The organism is Pectobacterium aroidearum, from assembly GCF_041228105.1.
Lineage (GTDB): Bacteria > Pseudomonadota > Gammaproteobacteria > Enterobacterales > Enterobacteriaceae > Pectobacterium > Pectobacterium aroidearum.
In genome coordinates this window covers 1,947,199-1,964,636 of record NZ_CP166097.1, presented here as the reverse complement: position 1 = coordinate 1,964,636, position 17,438 = coordinate 1,947,199, and the positions used below count along the sequence as shown (strand labels likewise).

At 55.1% G+C, this 17,438-nt stretch carries 17 protein-coding genes and 2 pseudogenes; 13 read left to right on the top strand and 6 right to left on the bottom strand.

The window, feature by feature from the left end:
- The first annotated feature begins 387 nt into the window (after window positions 1-387).
- From AB8809_RS09030 to AB8809_RS09020, 3 genes are all read left to right on the top strand, one after another.
- Complete coding sequence (locus tag AB8809_RS09030; RefSeq protein ID WP_349856129.1) at window positions 388-1,821, top strand: DNA cytosine methyltransferase; 1,434 nt, start codon at window positions 388-390, stop codon at window positions 1,819-1,821.
- Between the two features lie 233 nt (window positions 1,822-2,054).
- Entirely contained in the window at window positions 2,055-2,852 is a 798-nt protein-coding gene (locus AB8809_RS09025) for a GTPase (RefSeq protein WP_129712305.1), read from the top strand.
- Window positions 2,853-2,999: 147 nt separating this feature from the next.
- On the top strand, window positions 3,000-3,365 hold the full coding sequence (locus AB8809_RS09020) for a DUF3085 domain-containing protein (RefSeq protein WP_005966940.1): 366 nt from the start codon (window positions 3,000-3,002) through the stop codon (window positions 3,363-3,365).
- Between the two features lie 51 nt (window positions 3,366-3,416).
- On the opposite strand, the pseudogene AB8809_RS09015 reads toward AB8809_RS09020, so the two are convergent.
- Window positions 3,417-4,591, bottom strand: a pseudogene (locus AB8809_RS09015) (IS4 family transposase).
- Between the two features lie 189 nt (window positions 4,592-4,780).
- Between AB8809_RS09015 and AB8809_RS09010 the strand changes: the two are divergent.
- On the top strand, window positions 4,781-5,623 hold the full coding sequence (locus AB8809_RS09010) for a phosphoadenosine phosphosulfate reductase family protein (protein WP_129712306.1): 843 nt from the start codon (window positions 4,781-4,783) through the stop codon (window positions 5,621-5,623).
- Between the two features lie 65 nt (window positions 5,624-5,688).
- Here AB8809_RS09010 and AB8809_RS09005 read toward each other — a convergent pair whose 3' ends face one another.
- On the bottom strand, window positions 5,689-6,012 hold the full coding sequence (locus AB8809_RS09005; RefSeq protein WP_129712307.1) for an H-NS family nucleoid-associated regulatory protein: 324 nt from the start codon (window positions 6,010-6,012) through the stop codon (window positions 5,689-5,691).
- 377 nt (window positions 6,013-6,389) lie between these two features.
- Here AB8809_RS09005 and AB8809_RS09000 point away from each other — a divergent pair, with 377 nt between their 5' ends.
- The 7 genes from AB8809_RS09000 (at window position 6,390) to AB8809_RS08970 (ending at window position 13,275) form a co-directional block, all read left to right on the top strand.
- Entirely contained in the window at window positions 6,390-7,310 is a 921-nt protein-coding gene (locus AB8809_RS09000; protein ID WP_129712308.1) for a DUF3577 domain-containing protein, read from the top strand.
- An 82-nt stretch (window positions 7,311-7,392) separates the two neighbouring features.
- A complete protein-coding gene (locus tag AB8809_RS08995) occupies window positions 7,393-8,067 on the top strand; it encodes a DUF3275 family protein (RefSeq protein ID WP_129712309.1) in 675 nt (224 codons plus the stop codon).
- 92 nt (window positions 8,068-8,159) lie between these two features.
- Complete coding sequence (locus AB8809_RS08990) at window positions 8,160-8,504, top strand: hypothetical protein (RefSeq protein ID WP_129712310.1); 345 nt, start codon at window positions 8,160-8,162, stop codon at window positions 8,502-8,504.
- Between the two features lie 103 nt (window positions 8,505-8,607).
- The gene (locus tag AB8809_RS08985; protein ID WP_129712311.1) at window positions 8,608-8,949 is read left to right on the top strand and encodes a hypothetical protein; all 342 of its coding nucleotides are present in this window, start codon (window positions 8,608-8,610) and stop codon (window positions 8,947-8,949) included.
- Between the two features lie 83 nt (window positions 8,950-9,032).
- Complete coding sequence (locus AB8809_RS08980) at window positions 9,033-9,680, top strand: hypothetical protein (protein WP_129712312.1); 648 nt, start codon at window positions 9,033-9,035, stop codon at window positions 9,678-9,680.
- 70 nt (window positions 9,681-9,750) lie between these two features.
- Window positions 9,751-10,860, top strand: coding sequence for a DUF6094 domain-containing protein (locus tag AB8809_RS08975; RefSeq protein ID WP_349856130.1), 1,110 nt, complete (start codon window positions 9,751-9,753; stop codon window positions 10,858-10,860).
- Between the two features lie 135 nt (window positions 10,861-10,995).
- A complete protein-coding gene (locus AB8809_RS08970; protein ID WP_349856131.1) occupies window positions 10,996-13,275 on the top strand; it encodes a DEAD/DEAH box helicase family protein in 2,280 nt (759 codons plus the stop codon).
- Between the two features lie 456 nt (window positions 13,276-13,731).
- On the opposite strand, the gene AB8809_RS08965 is transcribed toward AB8809_RS08970, so the two are convergent.
- The 4 genes and pseudogenes from AB8809_RS08965 to AB8809_RS08950 form a co-directional block, all read right to left on the bottom strand.
- Window positions 13,732-14,535 carry a hypothetical protein gene (locus AB8809_RS08965; protein WP_129712315.1) on the bottom strand — a complete coding sequence of 268 codons (804 nt, stop codon included), beginning with the start codon at window positions 14,533-14,535 and terminating at the stop codon, window positions 13,732-13,734.
- A 149-nt stretch (window positions 14,536-14,684) separates the two neighbouring features.
- Window positions 14,685-14,963 carry a hypothetical protein gene (locus AB8809_RS08960; protein WP_129712316.1) on the bottom strand — a complete coding sequence of 93 codons (279 nt, stop codon included), beginning with the start codon at window positions 14,961-14,963 and terminating at the stop codon, window positions 14,685-14,687.
- A 110-nt stretch (window positions 14,964-15,073) separates the two neighbouring features.
- A complete protein-coding gene (locus AB8809_RS08955; protein WP_129712317.1) occupies window positions 15,074-15,526 on the bottom strand; it encodes a hypothetical protein in 453 nt (150 codons plus the stop codon).
- A gap of 308 nt (window positions 15,527-15,834) precedes the next feature.
- Window positions 15,835-15,972 (bottom strand): annotated as a pseudogene (locus AB8809_RS08950) (integrase); the annotation flags it as partial.
- A 241-nt stretch (window positions 15,973-16,213) separates the two neighbouring features.
- Between AB8809_RS08950 and AB8809_RS08945 the strand changes: the two are divergent.
- On the top strand, window positions 16,214-16,783 hold the full coding sequence (locus AB8809_RS08945) for a PilL N-terminal domain-containing protein (protein ID WP_129712318.1): 570 nt from the start codon (window positions 16,214-16,216) through the stop codon (window positions 16,781-16,783).
- Window positions 16,780-17,430, top strand: coding sequence for a hypothetical protein (locus tag AB8809_RS08940; RefSeq protein WP_129712319.1), 651 nt, complete (start codon window positions 16,780-16,782; stop codon window positions 17,428-17,430). Before AB8809_RS08945 ends, AB8809_RS08940 begins: the two co-directional genes overlap by 4 nt.
- The last annotated feature ends 8 nt before the right edge of the window (window positions 17,431-17,438 follow it).

The following is a 17,438-nucleotide window of genomic DNA, read 5'->3' as shown; positions in this document are numbered from 1 at the left end:
GGCAACTCGTCCACGGATCGCACCAGACGCTTTCCCTCTTCTCCGGTACTTCCGCCTTCCTTGAAGGGTTTCCTGATGCCTTGTTTGAGAGGCCAGACATCAGGAAACCCTTCGGGGATGACGGTATTCGTTGCCGCGCCCAACGGCGAAAAACTGGGCTCCCTTTGTGTGTGGATACATGCCAGAGGATTCCGGCCACAACCACGATAACGGCCGGGTGCGATTGCTGCGACAGTGAATGGTTTTGACGACGACCACATCCTGAAACAGCCCACAGGTGGTTTATTCCTACCAAGTCGGAGGCCAACAGGTCCCCGACACTTTTTCTCCTGATTTACGACACACAAGGTTGGGCCTGTGGCCCTGAACCAAAAAACAGGAGACCCTATGAACATGCAACCTACAACACCCCATGTACTGCAATTCGGCAGCGTCTGCAGTGGCATCGAGGCAGTCAGCCTCGCCTGGGAACCACTGGGTATGAAAGCCGCCTGGTTTTCGGAAATCGACCCTTTCCCGTGTGCCGTGCTCGCACACCGCTACCCCCATGTGCCCAACCTCGGCGACATGACGCACATCGCCAACCAGGTACACGCTGGCGAGGTCATCGCCCCAGATATTCTGGTTGGCGGGACACCTTGCCAGGCGTTCAGCATTGCCGGCGCACGACGGGGACTGAACGACCCTCGCGGTGCCTTAACCCTCAGCTACGTGGAGCTTGCCAATGTCATCGACCAAATCCGTCTCAAAAATCATCAGTCCCCCACCACGATCGTCTGGGAAAACGTCCCTGGCGTGCTCAGTGACCGCTCCAACGCCTTTGGCTGCCTGCTGGGCGCACTGGCCGGAGAAAGCCATGCGCTCAACCCGCCAGGGGAAAAATGGGCGCACGCAGGTCACGTGTCTGGACCCCGCCGTCGCCTCGCGTGGCGGGTGCTCGACGCCCAACACTTCGGTGTCGCCCAGCGCCGCAAGCGTGTGTTTCTTGTGGCAAGTGGTCGAGACGACCTCGATCCCTGCGAAGTACTTTTTGAGCGCGACAGCGTGCGCGGGCATTCTTATGCGAGCAGCTCGCCGTGGCAAGAAGCTGCCCGCGCTGCTGGAGCAGGCCCTGCGACAGCAAGCGACTATGCCGGACTGAGCCCCTATGACAAGGTGGTCACGACATTCAGTTTCGCTGGCGGTACAGGGCCAGTCAACGTGGCGGCCTGCCTGATGGCAGCCGGTTCCAAACATGACATCTGCACCGAGAACTTCCTGGTGCAGTCGATGGCAGGCCCCCTCAGCCATACACTGAACCCGGCAACGCATGGCAAAGACTACAGGGAAGATGGTGCCAACAAAGGTATCCCGATGATGGCCTTTACCGCTCAGGACTATGGCGCGGATGCCGTAAAAGACGTCACCCCGACATTGCGGACCAGGGCCTGGCCTGCCATCGCCTTTGCACAGAACGGGCGTGGCGAACTGCGCCTGGAATCGGGTCACGGGCAGATCGCTGGCACGCTGCTCGCCAGCGGCGGAAAGCCCGGTCAGGGCATGCCAACCGTGTTCAGCGTCACCCCGCCTGACGCGCACTTCCATTACACGCCGCTTGAGCATAATGGAGAAAACTGGCAGCAATGGAGGGTCAGGCGGCTCATGCCCGTCGAATGCGAACGCTTGCAGGGCATGCCGGATGGCTGGACGCTGGTGCCATATCGCGGCGGCAAACCTGCTGCTGATACCCCCCGCTACAAAGCGATCGGCAATTCTATGGCCGTACCATGCGTAGCCTGGCTGGGTCAGCGTCTGCTCCAGGCATTGCAGACACCCGGGTGACATCGCGCTAACCAATACGGGCACGTCCTGATGCGTGTTGTTCCACACACACGCACCGTTGCCACGTCATGCTGAATACATGTTCGCCGGCGTAGCTGGCAACATCCCAGGCAGTCAAGGCCATCAAGACTGCGACACGCCGACGGTGTGTTGGCTTTCGCTATTTTCTCATTCCACCCATAGGGGCTCTCCTCCCTTGTGGCTGGGGAGCTCCTTTTTTTGGAGACTTTCCCATGGATCATCAAACCATTCGCAATCAGATGCAGTCATTGGTGCGTGACCACGTTCCTTCCAATGCCCGCAGTTTCAGGTTCAAAATTTTTGACGGCCAGCCCAAGGTGTCGACACTGGGCTTTCACATTGATCCCAAGCCTTTTGAAGGAAAGATCATCGCCAGGACGGAGGATGCCATTGTCGTCAAGACGGGCCGAATCGAGTTCGCCGTGCTTGACCGGACGCTCGTGACCGAAGATCCAGACGAAGGAGCCAGGGTGCAGGTCGAACCCTACGCACGGCATCGCTTCGACGGTCTTCGCGCAGACACCCCCGAAGAGCGCACCAAATACACCGCTGATGGCAAGCCCTACAAGCTCCAGACGTATGTCCTCGGCTCCGCCCCCGCCAAGCTTCCGATCCCGCAACCCCGCTGCCCGGAGTTACAGGAACTGATCAGGCAACTGGAGGAGCTGCCGGCACCGGATGGTTTTCGTCGGATTACGCACCTGCTGGTTGATGCGGGTGCGCGGGATTTCACCTGGGTTGATCCACTGCCCAAGGACATCATCGCTACACCACCGGCTATCAGCTTCAACACAAGCACGGCGAAATTCAATGGCCGCGTCACTGTGCAATACGAACGCGCCGACGACCTCTATGCCGTAGTGCTGAGCCACGATGGAGAGTTGGTTGAACGGGTTGACGGTGTGTTCTTCGATACCCTCGGAGACGTACTGTTCAGGCTGATCGACGATGGCAGTTGGCGTCGCATACGTGTGCGCACCATTCAAAAGCCGCTGCGACGCAAGTCATGACGCGACAGACAACCCGTCTATACGGTGGTTATCTGACCAGCATCGTTTACTTATCGCACCTCGACTGGGATACGCACCAATCCCCCGCCCCGGACAACACTTCTTCACTGTGTTGCCCGGCATACCATCCTCTCAGGAGTAACTTGTATGACTTTACGCTTCAAAGGAGCCGAATTGCGGCCCGTCATCGCCGAGGCTGTTGCCAATCAGTGCCGCATCATCCTGGTCAAGGATCAGGGTGTTTACTGGCTCGCCGAGCATGGTGAACGCCATCCCGATGGGCGTCAAAAGCTGATCGCCTACGCAATTGGCTGCAACCCTGACGTTGCGCCCTTCGACGACTGGTGGGAGCGTTCACGCGCTGAGTTCGGTGGCGATGATTTTGGTGAGTTTTTCGAACCTGGCGACAGGGTGTTTACCGGCATCCTGGATGGTGCTGGTGATCTCGAAGTGTCCGCTACCGCAACACAGATTTTCCTGCAAGTTGTCGCGACAAGCCCCGATAGCAACTGAGCCTCGTCCTCCATAGCCCCCTCATGGGCTGAGAGATCCCCAGAAACATCATCAATACACCATGATGATGTTTCGATAGGCTCTCGCCATATCGTCGTATACCCTGTCGGGGTTCATCCTCGACAGGATCCTCGGTGATTGACGGATGACATTTTCACTCAATGTCAGATACGACAACACCCTCCGAGATTTCTCACTGTTCGCCTGAAACCATCTATTTATTCCTTTGCTTTCAAGATAATAACCCGTTAGCCACATGATGATGCTGTAGAGTGTCGCTATCAGGCAGAGCACTGATATTCGCTTTTCGCCCCGACTTTTACTTGCCCTAAGCCCCAGTCCATAGCGCTCACTTTTCTCATCTCTAAAATTCTGCTCTATCTGCATACGGCGACTGTAAATTTTAACTATCTCACGTGGTTTATATCCCATCAGGCTGGTAAAAAGCAGCCACGGTTCACGCGCGCTTTTACGATACATCTTGTCCGTTTTAGGGAAGCACTGGTTACCTTTCCTGCCCGTTGCCCGCTTATGCACGGTATAGAAATGCCCGAGGCAGTCACGGCTGGCGTTGCGTGCCAGTCGCCCAAATCCCAGATAGCATGACTTCGCTCTTGACGTAATATCCCGCGCCATTTTCCATTCCTCATCCCCGATTATCTGAAAATAAAGGCGACCTCTGATACGTCCGACAAAATGCCAGCCCAGAGAGCGAATGTGGTGAAACCAACTGCTGCGAAAGCCTGCATCAGTCACAACAATGACCTGCTTATCTTTGCCGATGGCGGCAGCCATCTGATCGAGAAAATCGTTCTGAACGGTAGCGTTGTTCTGGTATTGAGAGGAAATGACTTTACTCATCAGCGGGATAGCTCTTCCATCGCACAGTAGACTCGCCCGCAAAACGCTGAGCTCCGATGACGGATAGCCGCTCCAGTCCACGGCAATAACGCATAATGAAAGGCTGCAGGTGAGGCGGGATACAAGCTTCTGATAAACAGCGGGGACATCGCTAAACATCAGGTCACTGTTGAGATGGCGGTCAACACGCTTAATCTTGTGCTTAACCCGTGCCGGTCCTGGCAGATACCTGCCGATGCTGGTCAGAGAGAGCGATGCGCCACGCGTCAGTGCAACGGTCATATCGAGCAGAGCATTTTACGGTACTGATGGAGTGAGTTCAGGGACTGGCTAAAAAATTTATGGCAAACTTGTGAAGCAGGCATAGAGGCGTGACCTTACTTTTTGGTGGAACACTAAGTAGATCACAACCTTCTATGCCTGTCTTTATTTATGGGGAACCGTCAGCCCTCATGGGGGCTTCTTTCCTATCGCGCCAGCACCTCCACCGCTGACACGCATGCGTCTCAGCCCACGACGGGCCATTCCGCCAGCGATCCCCTGGAGACACCCCCATGCGCGACCCGTTCAAGATTGACTCCCCGACCTGCATCAGTTTTTCCGGTGGCCGCACCAGTGCCTATATGCTGTGGCGCGTTTTACAGGCCAACTGCGGCCTGCCTGCCGATACCATAGTCTGCTTCGCCAACACGGGCAAAGAAGTAGAGGCTACCCTGCGCTTCGTGCGTGACTGCGCCACACATTGGAAAACCTCCATCCACTGGCTCGAATATCAGGACGCTGCACCAGGGTTCACACGGGTCGATTTCACGACGGCCAGCCGTCAGGGTGAGCCTTTCGAGGCGTTGATCCGTAAACGCCAATACCTGCCCAATCCCGTTGCTCGCGGCTGCACCACCAGCCTGAAAATTCGGCCGATGCATAAATACCTGCGCAGTCTTGGTTGGGCGGAATGGGATCAATTCATTGGCATCCGCGCCGACGAGCAACGGCGTGTCGCCAAAATTCGGGCACGCGGTCACTCCACGGAATCAAGCCATGAAATGATGTGCATGCCATTGGCCGATGCAAACATCAGCGTATACGAGGTCAGTGCGTTCTGGCAGGCGCAACCTTTCGATCTGGAACTCTTGACCGTGAAAGGCCGCACACTCGAAGGCAACTGTGATTTGTGCTTCCTCAAGCCACAGGGACAGCGACTGGCCCTCATCAAGGCCAGACCGGAAGCTGCCATATGGTGGATACGCATGGAATCACTGAATCTGGCCAGCAAAGCCAGTGGCACACGGTTTCGTATTGACGGTCCCAGCTATGCCGATCTGGCGCGCTTCGCCGCAAATCAGGGTGATCTGTTCGATTCAACCGAAGATGCGGTGGCCTGTTTTTGCGGTGATTAAATCGCGCCGCAGGGAAACCTGATTGTCTTGGGTCTGTGCTGATCAGGTGCCACTTTGGATAACGACTAGGGCAGCAATAACTGCGCCTGCGTTTTGCCTGCCGCGAGCGCCTCTTTGAACCAGTTCGGCTGCTTACCTCGACCACTCCAGGTCAGGCCTGGGTTGTCGGGATGTGCATATTTGGGAGCCACAGGATTTTTTACCCGAGGACTCGGCTTCGAGTTCGGGAAGACCTGCTCCAGCTCCAGATTTTCACCTTCCAGCAACTGCAGAATTTTCTCGCGAACAGCCTTGATGCGTTCACGTTCTCCCTTGACCAGTTGATCCTGTGCGGATGCGATCAGGTTCTTCAATTCGGCTGCGGACAGCGCCTGCAAATCAATCGACATTATTTCTCCCTCCATGGGTGATGCAGAAAGTCGTTAAGTACGCGTTTGTACCACGACAGCCATTTCCAGAGGAATGGCATCTCGAAAATAGGGAACGACTCCAGTTCATATTTCTCGTCGCGCCGGCATTGAGGCACGGGCATTCTGTCTGCATGTTTTGCTGACGTTGTCAGCGACATGCCACGCAACCACGGTCTCCAAGGTTGCGGTGCGGCAAAAACCGCATGACCAAGCCAGTTCGCACAGCATCCTCGCGCGGACGACCACCGGCTTCTACCGGTAGTGGATGCATTCGCCTTATCAACCCATCGCGGGGTGACACACCCCCGCCATCGGGCCTGGTGTGTCTCCGCTTCATTTTCAATGGAGATTTCACCATGACTCATTCTACTTCAGGCGAAAAGGCCTATTTCGATCTGCACACCGAAGGTTACGGTCGTCTGCAACGCGTACGGGAAGTTCCCGTGCGGGGTGGCCGACGTGCTCAACCCTTCCTGGCCTGCACCATCGCAGCGCTGGTCGGCTCGTCCCAAGAACCGACCACCCGCTATTTTGATGTCAAAGTCACAGGTGCCGAGGCTAAAAAACTGGTCGAACACTATGTCGGCATTGATGATCCAAAGCAGCGTCCGATGATCAAGTTCCGGCTGGGGGATCTGTGGAGTGATGCATTCATTCGCCCCAGCGGTGAGCGCAAGGGTGAACCGGCAGCCAGTCTCAAGGGACGGCTCCTGAAAGCTGAACTGATCGCCCCTGCCGCACTGCAAATAATCGAACAGTACGAGTTGGTCACTCGGGGCATTGGCTACCTCAATCGGCCCAAAGACGTCACACCGAAGAAGGGTGACCCGTTCCTCGCATGCACCATCGGTGCGCTGGCCGGGCCTGTCGAAGAACCGGAATACCGGTACATCAACACCATCGTGACCACACCGGAGGCTCAACATCTGGTGCGCCGTTGCGTGCAGGCCGTCGAGGCTGAGCGCAAGGTACTGGTGGCCTTTCGTCTCAACGACATGAAAGCTGATCCGTACCTTCGCACGAAGGGCGAGCATGCCGGCGAGCCGGCTGCGAGTCTGGAGTCCAAACTGATCCATATTGGCCTGATCAAGATCGATGGCCAATTGGTCTATCCCACTGCCAACCAGGCTCCCTCTTCCGAGCATGCTACAGCGGTATCCACTGCGTCAGAAAGGTCTGATAACAGCGTGGATATGCCGCCTACGACGCCCGGTACAACCGAACCTGAAGCGCAATCCTCGGTAGAAGAAGAGCCCGCTCTCGTCACTTCACGCTAAGCCGATCGGCAAGACCTCACATTGGGGTCTTGTCTCTTTTCCCAAGGTTATCGGTAGTACAACGCATCCCAGGAGATTATCCATGGCTACAGCAGCCGTTCAATCCACTCCCCCCATTATCGTTCGCGGCCAACTCGCAATCCGCACAATATCCGGTCGTAACGGCCGGTTCACAGTCGGTCGTCTCACCACTCACCTTGGGCTGTTCCATGTCAAAGATCCCGAACTGGAGCAGTATCCCGAAGGAAAGTATGAGGGTGAATTTGCGATTCGATATATTTATCCGAAAGCCTATCCTGTCGGCGACGGCATGCGATTCGAGATCCGGGCCAACCTGGATGGCATGACCTTGTCTGGTATCGACAAACTCAGCAAAGCAGAGGCTCGCGCCTTCGCCACGCAGGATGTCGATCCGCTTGATGAGGAATCGGGTACTCAACCCGTACCCACGCCAACCGCAACGTCCAAATCCAAGGCCAGGCCTGCCCCTGTACAAGCCACCCAGGACCCACTGGTCGACACCACGCCATTCAGCGTCGATGCACCCTCCGCGACTGTAGCGGCCTCGGACAATCCCGATAGCGATGATGCTGCATTGTTCGGCATCCTCTGGCCGCTGGGTGAATCGGTGAAGCTGGACGCAACCATTGACCGCCGCACGTTGCGCCTGCAAGTCGCGCGGTTGAGCCAGTTGAGCTATGCGTTCGACGCCACGGCCCAGCAGTGGAACCGCCAGCCAGAATCTCTGGCGACCTGATTCATCCTGTCACTGCTGCCGCATTTTTCCCCACCCACCGGAGCCCCGCCTCCCTGGGGGAGGACTCCGATTTCTTTCTGGAGCACACCATCATGTTCACAAACGATACAACCTCTTTCTCGCACGCTGACGGAAATGCCCGCATCGTACTGGATGAACAAGCCTGGCAGGTTGTCTGCAAAACAGCAGCCACAGAGGCTAGCAGGTACTGCGGGCTGGCTTACGACCATTACATTGTTCTCCTGAGCTCATCAATTGACCAGCATGTTGATCAACTACCCGAGCACCTGCGTGCACAGGCGCTGTCAATAGCACGGGAATGGGATTATGCAACGCCCGCTGAAAGGCAGGAGACCCAGGACTGGAATGCTGAAAACGGCTATTGCACACACGGTCTTGATCCGAATTGCTGTCCGGCTGGTTGCAGCGAGTATTGAACGCCAACCGTCGATCTCCACGCCGCTGATGCGGTATTTATCCACCCGCCGGGGTCTTCCCCGCAAGGGAGGTTCCCGGTCCTTTCATTTCAGGAGCCTCACCATGAGTCGGCACTACTTCACTACCTCTCACCTGGGTTTTCCCACCACTCTCTACCTCGGCTGGGATCGCCCGATGCAGTACTTCTTTCTCGTCATTGAGAAACCGGAAGAACCGATCGAGGAAGACACGTGTGACGAACACGACATCTATCTGTACAGCAACCTGCAAGAGCGTGATCCATTTGGCCATGGCCTGGATTACTACCGTGCCGTGTTGCTGCATTTTCAGATCACCGTGCCCGAGAGCATGTTCAGCGAAGTTCTGCGTGATGCCGAAAACAATGTCGGCAACCGTGTAGTCATTCATCAGGCTGACGGTTCGTTCGCCGAACGTGAAAGCTGAACGGCTCACGCGCTTTCATCCCCTTGGGGCAACACGGCCCCAAGGGTGGTGTTGCCCCTCAATTTTTTATTGAGGACACCACCATGCCCGAATCTTCATTACAGCAACCGTTGTTCCGCATCGACGAATGTACTGACCTGATGGTCGATGCCTGCGTCTGCCGCGAGAATGGCGATCTGGTCTTTGTCTCAATCTGGGCGCGGGATACTGCTATCCAGCAATTTATCGCCCGACTCACACTGGGCCGCGATGACGATGGACTGAACCAGTTTCACCTCATCACAGAGCACGGCGGCTCCGTACCTGTGTTCATCCCTTCGGTCGAGCGCCTTGAAAAGCGTCTGACCCGCAACTATCGCCGCACGCTGTTTGGATCGCTCACCAATCTGTGGCTGTTCGACCAGCGTTGCATCTGCCCTGACAAGAGCACAGCCAGCGCACTGGCGCTACTGCCGCGCTCTGCTGCTGAACCGACCGTTCGCTTGTGGCAACTCGTCAAAGATACATGTCCGCTGCCACTGCTCGACCACTGGCAAACGCCCGTGCTGGAGTTACTGAGCAGCCGCGACATGCTCCATGAGCTACCGGTCGCTCTCGGGCCGCTGCAGGGCTTTCGCCTTGGACTGGACGTGCCAGCACTCACCGATGCGCTGGGCGAGCTTATTCGTAACGGCGTTCTCACGGCCTATCCCTATCCGTCACAGATCTGGACACCGCACGCGGTGGTCTGATCATTTCACGGCAGGCGCACCTTACCAGGCACCTGCACGTTCTTTCATCATCGCCAGACAGGAGATCCCTATGGCACTCATGTTTCCCCGGCTCGCCAGAAATTTTGCCAAAAATGGCTATTACCCTACCGATGAGTCCACGCTCGAACGGACACTCGCCGCACTGGCTCCCAGCGATGAGCCCATGTGCATTATTGACCCTTGTGCCGGCGAAGGCGTTGCGATTGCCGAAGCCGCCCATGCCCTCGGGCTTGATCACACCCGTTCGTACGCTGTCGAGTACGATCAGGAGCGCGCCAGCCATGCACGGTTGTTGGTCGATCACTGCATCCATGCCGACCTGATGGATACTCTCATCTCGCGTCAGGCATTCGGTTTGCTTTGGCTCAATCCACCGTACGGCGACTTATCCAGAGATGCCAACGGCAACATCGGCTACGACGGTAAGGGCCGGCCCCGACTGGAAAAGCTGTTCTACCAGCGGACACTGCCCTTGCTGCAGTACCACGGCATTCTCATTTTCATCATTCCGTTCTATGTGCTCGACCAGGAAATGGTGGGCTGGCTCACGCGCCACTTCGCCGATCTGCGTATCTTCCGTGCGGTAGATACACAATTCAAACAAGTGGTGCTATTTGGTCGTCGTGCTCGCCAGCGCGATCTGGCGAGTGAAGACGTGAAGTCCACCCGCGCCCGGTTGTTGCAAATCGGGCAGGGAGAACAGGACGTAGAGGAATTGCCGCCCGAGTGGACGTCGCTTCCCTATATCGTGCCAGGCACCCAGGCCGAACCCGAGCATTTTTATCGCATCAGCATGGAGCCGATGCAGTTCGCCGAAGAAGTACAGCGTCTGCGAGGTTTGTGGCCAGCGTTCGAGACTCACCTCGGTGCCGCGCAGCAGTCGCTGCGCGCGCCTGCTCGTGCTTTATCTGAATGGCACCTGGCATTGGCCCTGGCAGCGGGTGCGATCTCCGGCGTCGTGCAGTCCCAAAGCGGCCGCACACTTGCCGTCAAGGGCGACACCTACAAGCAGAAAGCAACGAGCACCGAGTATTGCGAACGCGATGACGGTTCAATCGCCGAAACGCGCATTCTCACCGATAAGTTCGTGCCCGTCATCAGAGCATGGGACCTGTCTCCTAACTCAGCCATGCTGGGACGGATTCTCACCATCCATTGATCCCTGCAAGGGGAAGCAGTACCACCTACACACTGCTGGCCACTGAACCCGAGTTCAACACCAGCTCATTTCTCTTACCCATCGGGGCATACATCGCCCCTGGGCGGTGCATGCCCCATTTTTTGGAGCATCACCATGAGCATACAAATTGAAGCGGCCCCTGCCGTCACGCAATCACCCGAAACCGATGATCTGTTCGGCCCTGCGAACGACGAACTCTCCATCAGCATGCAGGATTTCGTCAGCGAGTTCGGGGATGAATTGCTCGACTCTCTCAACCGGGCCAATCCACCGGTCTACAAAGGTGTGCCACGTGCAAACCGACAACGCATTCTTGCCAGTCTCAAGCGACAGTTGTTCCCCGCCCAGGCTGAGGTCGTGCATGCAGCGGCCGAGTTGCTCGTCAATCAGGGCGAGCGCGCGGCCATCGTCAATGGTGAGATGGGGACAGGAAAAACCACTGTCGGCATCGCGCTGGCGGCGGTACTCAATGCGGAAGGCTATCGCCGCACACTCGTGCTCAGCCCACCGCACCTGGTCTACAAATGGCGGCGGGAGATTCTCGAAACCGTCACGGGAGCCAAAGTCTGGGTGCTCAACGGCCCGGACACGCTGCTCAAACTGATCAAGCTGCGCGAGCAACTGAACGTGCCAGCCGATGGACAGGAATTTTTCATCATTGGCCGTGTGCGCATGCGAATGGGCTTCCACTGGAAGCCTGCATTCGTTCGCAAACGCACCCGTCACGGCACCGTTGGGCTTTGCCCACACTGCGGCACCATGGTTCACACCCTTGATGGCGAGCCTGTCAGCGCACTGGAACTCGATGCTGAGGAAGTGCGTCGCAAGTGTGGCGTTTGCAAAAGTGCCCTCTGGACACTGATGCGACCACGCAGTTTGTCAGGCAGCGATCAATCCGCAGCAGTACTGCGGGCGCTAAAACGCATTCCGACCATTGGTGAAGCCACAGCCGCCAAGCTGATGAAGACCTTTGGCGATTCATTCCTGGCCTCGATGCTTGGGGACAACTTCCACCAGTTCATCAATCTGATGGACAACCGGGGGGAGTTGGTCTTTTCAGACCGGCAGGCTCAGCGCATGGAACGCGCCATGTCGAGTATGGAGTTCGGCTTCGGTGAGGGCGGCTATCAACCCAGCGAATTCGTGAAGCGGTATCTGCCGCAAAGCACGTTCGATTTGCTCATCGCCGACGAAGCCCACGAGTACAAGACAGGCGGTTCCGCGCAAGGTCAGGCCATGGGCGTGATTGCGGCCAAAACCCGCAAAACGTTGCTGCTCACCGGCACGCTGATGGGAGGCTACGCTTCCGATCTCTTCTATCTGCTGTTCCGAGCATTGCCCGGACGTATGATCGAAGACGGCTACCGACCCAGTACCAGTGGCAGCATGAACGCTGCGGCCATGGCATTCATGCGGGATCATGGCGTCCTCAAGGACATCTATTCCGAGAGCGACGGCCCGGCCCACAAGACCGCAAGAGGCTCGAAGGTCACCGTCAGAACCGTTAAAGCGCCAGGGTTCGGCCCCAAGGGCGTGCTGCGCTGCGTTCTGCCCTTCACGATTTTCCTCAAACTCCGGGATATTGGTGGCGTACTGCCCCCATATGACGAAGAGTTCAGGGAAGTCGAGATGGATGCCGAGCAAAGTGATACCTACAGCAAGCTCGCTGCCAGCCTGACGAGTCAGCTCAAGGAAGCCCTGCGTAAGCGGGACACCACCTTGCTGGGCGTGGTGCTCAATGTGCTGCTGGCCTGGTCTGACTGCTGCTTTCGTACCGAAACCGTGCGCCACCCGCGTACGCGAGAGGTACTGGCATTCACCCAGGCCCAGTTCAACGAGCTGCAGGTGATGCCTAAAGAGCGGGAACTGATCGACATCTGCAAGCAGGAGAAAGCAGAGGGGCGCAAGATCCTGGCCTATTCCGTCTACACAGGCACGCGAGATACCACCAGCAGGCTGAAAATGCTGTTGGAGCAAGAAGGTTTTCGGGTTGCGGTATTGCGCGCCAGCGTCGATGCCAGCCGCCGTGAAGACTGGATTGCAGAACAGCTCGACCGTGGCATCGATGTCCTCATCACCAACCCGGAGCTTGTCAAAACAGGGCTGGATCTTCTGGAGTTCCCCACGATTGTGTTCATGCAATCAGGGTACAACGTGTACACACTGCAGCAGGCCGCACGACGCTCCTGGCGTATCGGCCAGAAGCAGCCTGTGAAGGTGATCTACCTGGGGTATGCGGCCACGTCGCAAATGACGTGCCTGGCGCTGATGGCGAAGAAGATTCTGGTCTCTCAGAGCACGTCGGGAGACGTTCCTGAATCAGGATTGGATGTACTTAATCAAGATGGAGACTCTATTGAAGTCGCCCTGGCCCGGCAACTTGTCGCAGCCTGATGTTCCTGTCTGCCGGCGTCCCGCAAGGACGTCGGCTTTTTCACATGACACGTTGCGCTGTGGCAATGAAAACTGCCCAGAGACAACGGGATTGTTCGTCATCGCAACCCATTCCTTCGCGCACCATTTAAAACAAAGAAGGCACAACACCAGATGCAAAGTAAGATGCTTGCTTTCGACCTTATTGCAGTCACTGGAATCTATCCGCTGCCGCAGCAATCAAAGCTATGGAGTGGTTTCAGGAGGAGGAGATTTCCTTATTGGACTGCCCACTATATGTCCGATCTCGACAAAAACGACAATTTACAATATGCAGGTCTAGCAGTTGCTCCCAGCCTGAAATTGGAGATGTTAAGAGCAACGTCCGCTTCTGGCTGCGGATTCAACCCATAGTCGCCTTACGATAGATGTATCGTAAGGGCTAGCGGAAGTTCTCTGACAAATCCGAGAAGCGACTCATTTGCGCATTAGTATGTTCTCATGTTCCGTTAACTTCATTAGTCCCAACTCTTGCCACCAAGAAATTAAGCTATTGAACTCTCGATCAAGCCATTGATATTTTTCTAAGATGCGAGGCGAATCTTTAAACTTTTCAAGGTTTTCGTCAATGTGCCCACGCACTCGGTATAAATATGAATAATACGCACCAGCATGCGGCGGATATAAAAACCATGTCCAATAGCGCTGATAATAAAAGCCGTCAATATCAAGCCCATAAAAAGCAGGAGCCAATGGCATTTGCCCTTCTTTTATGGAAAAGAAATTCATAATTTCTGGATCTATGATTACCCTAGGAAAAACTGCAAGCTCCTCTTCAAGCGTGAAAGCTCGAATATATGAGCTACCAAAAATCACCCGTTCCTTGTGGAATAATTTCCCTTTAGTAATAGCGCCCCTGCAAAATATGCCATCGGAAGCTAAGTCAGCGGTTATCTTATGAATTTTCCTTGATAACCCTTTAAAACCATCCATAGTTGGCTGAGCCGATATTATTATGCAGTCGGAAATGTATGTTAGCCTTGGATCTCCAAGCTCTCTTTCTATCAGGCCGTCTTTCGTTTCTTCGTATATTGGAAGGTCTGTAGCATAGTTTGGCTCATAAGTCTCTTCATCCAGGAAGTTTAAAACTGACCTTATTTTCATAAAAATCAGGTCATCTTTTGAGTTGCGCTCTTCTATGCCTCTGATTATTTCCTTGAAGCCAAGGATATCAATAAATGCAACAAATCGCTCCTCCATTAATTCATAATTTTCTAGCATGAGGCCCTCGAAATTCACGCATTATTTTTATGTCTGCGCTATATGATTTAAGCCTAAAAAATATACTACTTCAGTAGAATTCGTCTCTGCTTGGCGCGTGACTGCAATCGTTCCAGACCTGTCTATCATTTTTTGGCAGTTTTTCGAAATCACCGGATCAGTACCGCGCTTTCTAAAACTAAGGTATTAGGGGCATAGCGTTGGATGGCCTGCAATACAACTTCGCGATCTTTCTCGTTAATACTTGATCCCAACGTTAATGTCATGTGATTAAGCATTGAAGTGCCTATCGGCAGATCAATGAAAGGCAGCTCTGGCGGTGGGGCTCCTGTTTCCAAGGTATACCATTTTTCCATGAGGTTGAGGAGCTCATGCTCATACTCATCAGGATTATCTTCATAGATGAGCTCTGGTCCTCGAATGGCCATTAGAGTAAACCGAAGCTCAGATTGATCTTCCCAGTGCGCGGACTTTATCCGGCATAACCTAGAGCCTCCAGTAATCTCAGTTATCTCTGGATTTGAGCGAACGAACTGCTTCAAATAGGCGGAAGGATCTTCGACATATAGAATTTCGCCACCGAAGGATTCCTCGTCAGCCCATGGCATAAGCACAAAGCCCTTGCCAAACATTGTTTTTTTGTAAATGGTGCTGGCGCATCATTGAGTTTAAGTCCCACCTTCTTTAATTCGCCGTCCTTGGTTTTATATGGGCGGCTAAGCTCAAGTTGCAATTTATTCACCGGAAATGGGGAGCTATTGAAGCTCAAGCGAACGCCTCGGTGTTGATCTGCATACCGGTACCACTGCCCTGATTTTTCAACAGTTGATTTCACCCAGGAGCTTACAAAGTAAGCCTGCCGCGACAGGTGAAATGTTTCAAAAGGCATCTCCGCGAGGTCATCCAAGTGATCAGCTCTTGTGAACCGGATCTTGCCACTTTGAAGGATTAATGGAAGGGTAGATGCTTTTGTGTAGTGGTGAATTTCCATTTCTCAGCTCCTGAACGGACTCCTAGACGTCAATACATCTCAAATGCGGAGAAATAATTGCGATTTGACACTGTCTACGAGAGGTTGATGACAACCACCTCGGGCTTAACGCAGCTATTTCTGGATGTCCGCTCTTGACCTATCACAGACATTATAGAATTCCGTTCAGATTTTTGTTACTTCCACCTAAATAAATTTGCATATTACCACTCCAATTTAGTCAGACCATGGTGATTATAAGGGAGCGGTGGGGCTACCTTCATAAACGGTTTACCTGTTCCAGTAACTCCCAAATATACGGGCACCGGTTGCATGAGGATCGCCAACGGAATGGCGCCGTCTTCCAGTCCCTCCGCCTCCAGATGATCCAGGTGACAGTGACGGAAAATCCGCACCAACTCATCGTCCTCGATGAGCCGAATTTCCTTGCCTGCCGCTGCAATTGGGTCAAGTTCCGGAAAACACCAGCATATGCTGAACTCGCCTCACCGATTGATAAAACTACTGCATCAGGCCCTAGCGTAGTTCAGAGAATTGCAGAGCTGGAATCATCGTCAAACAGAAAATCCCCCTCTACTTCGTCTGCGGCAACGACGCAAAATAGGAAGGCACCCAATCCGCATTCTTTGCTGATCAAACCCACGCCTCAGACGAAGGTAGCAGCTCATCGCAACAGAGAGCTGAACCATGTCACCCACACATTCAACCCGGCAGTTGTTCGTCAGTCACCTGCTGATCATTGCAGCATTGAGCAGCGGATGCACAACAACCACTGCCCCGCCCCCCTCACCGCCCATTAAAACGGTCTCCCCGGTTCCCGACGCGACGCCGGACTTCATCCCAATCGTGCGCTACGGGCGCTATACCCTTGTTGAACTGGCACCCAATGCGGCGCAACGCGACCTGCTGCTACAGGTAATTGACGTGGCAATACCCGAAGACGCCCGTGCCACCGTCGGTGATGGCCTGCGGCATGTGCTCAAACGCAGCGGTTACCAGCTCTGTGAAACAGCACAAACCCTCATTGAACTGTATTCACTTCCGCTCCCCGCCGCACACCTGCACATGGGGCCCATGACCCTACGCGACGCTCTGCTGACCCTGACTGGCTCAGCATGGGATATGCAGGTCGATGACCGAGTGCGGCAGGTGTGCTTTGTACGCGCCAGCACAGATAGCAAGGTCGGTGCAGTTTCCAGCGACCTCCCGGCCGCCAAGGCAGGTAAAGCGGCCCTGTCCGCAGGAGGTCAACCATGAACAACGCACCTACGAGGCTGAAGCGCACGGCAACCGCTGTCTCCTGGTTCCTGATCTATGCGTGGTTGAGTGTGCTCACTGTTTTTATCAGCCAGAGCTATCGCGCGATAGCCAACCTTGCTGAACGTGAACAGGTGGATGCCAGCGTGCGGCAAGTTCACGTACTGGAAGCAAGCATGGCAGAGCTGGCTGATAGCATGCAGGTACTTCAAACGCACACTCTCCCTGCCAGCGCTACAGCCCTACGGGAATTACAGCAGAATCTGGAAAATCGCCTCGCTCAAATCGAGCAGATGCAGGAAAACCAGGCTTCCACACAAGCCGTGCAAACCCTTCGTGACGAGCTTGAACGGCTCAAGTCTCAACAGGACGTTGCCCGTCCAAGCCCGCCAACCACCCACAGCACTGCCAACCCTGCAGCGACAGCGCCCAGGAACATGCCATTCCCGTTCCGCATCTTGGGTCTGGAGCTGCGTGCGGGACAACGCATGGTCTCGCTGGCACCTGCCAGCGGAAAGCTGTCATCCACACAAATCCAGCTTGTGTCGCTCGGCGAAACCGTGGGCCAGTGGCGACTGGATGCCATTGAGGGTGACACCGCAATTTTCAGCCGCGCTGGACAGACGCGCCGCCTGGCGATCCCCTGATGGAGAAG

Bases quoted from the DNA above. Each gene is read 5' to 3' on its own strand.
- AB8809_RS09030 (WP_349856129.1), top strand. From the start codon at position 388: ATGAACATGCAACCTACAACACCCCATGTACTGCAATTCGGCAGCGTC.
- AB8809_RS09025 (WP_129712305.1), top strand. From the start codon at position 2,055: ATGGATCATCAAACCATTCGCAATCAGATGCAGTCATTGGTGCGTGAC.
- AB8809_RS09020 (WP_005966940.1), top strand. From the start codon at position 3,000: ATGACTTTACGCTTCAAAGGAGCCGAATTGCGGCCCGTCATCGCCGAG.
- AB8809_RS09010 (WP_129712306.1), top strand. From the start codon at position 4,781: ATGCGCGACCCGTTCAAGATTGACTCCCCGACCTGCATCAGTTTTTCC.
- AB8809_RS09005 (WP_129712307.1), bottom strand. From the start codon at position 6,012: ATGTCGATTGATTTGCAGGCGCTGTCCGCAGCCGAATTGAAGAACCTG.
- AB8809_RS09000 (WP_129712308.1), top strand. From the start codon at position 6,390: ATGACTCATTCTACTTCAGGCGAAAAGGCCTATTTCGATCTGCACACC.
- AB8809_RS08995 (WP_129712309.1), top strand. From the start codon at position 7,393: ATGGCTACAGCAGCCGTTCAATCCACTCCCCCCATTATCGTTCGCGGC.
- AB8809_RS08990 (WP_129712310.1), top strand. From the start codon at position 8,160: ATGTTCACAAACGATACAACCTCTTTCTCGCACGCTGACGGAAATGCC.
- AB8809_RS08985 (WP_129712311.1), top strand. From the start codon at position 8,608: ATGAGTCGGCACTACTTCACTACCTCTCACCTGGGTTTTCCCACCACT.
- AB8809_RS08980 (WP_129712312.1), top strand. From the start codon at position 9,033: ATGCCCGAATCTTCATTACAGCAACCGTTGTTCCGCATCGACGAATGT.
- AB8809_RS08975 (WP_349856130.1), top strand. From the start codon at position 9,751: ATGGCACTCATGTTTCCCCGGCTCGCCAGAAATTTTGCCAAAAATGGC.
- AB8809_RS08970 (WP_349856131.1), top strand. From the start codon at position 10,996: ATGAGCATACAAATTGAAGCGGCCCCTGCCGTCACGCAATCACCCGAA.
- AB8809_RS08965 (WP_129712315.1), bottom strand. From the start codon at position 14,535: ATGCTAGAAAATTATGAATTAATGGAGGAGCGATTTGTTGCATTTATT.
- AB8809_RS08960 (WP_129712316.1), bottom strand. From the start codon at position 14,963: ATGGCCATTCGAGGACCAGAGCTCATCTATGAAGATAATCCTGATGAG.
- AB8809_RS08955 (WP_129712317.1), bottom strand. From the start codon at position 15,526: ATGGAAATTCACCACTACACAAAAGCATCTACCCTTCCATTAATCCTT.
- AB8809_RS08945 (WP_129712318.1), top strand. From the start codon at position 16,214: ATGTCACCCACACATTCAACCCGGCAGTTGTTCGTCAGTCACCTGCTG.
- AB8809_RS08940 (WP_129712319.1), top strand. From the start codon at position 16,780: ATGAACAACGCACCTACGAGGCTGAAGCGCACGGCAACCGCTGTCTCC.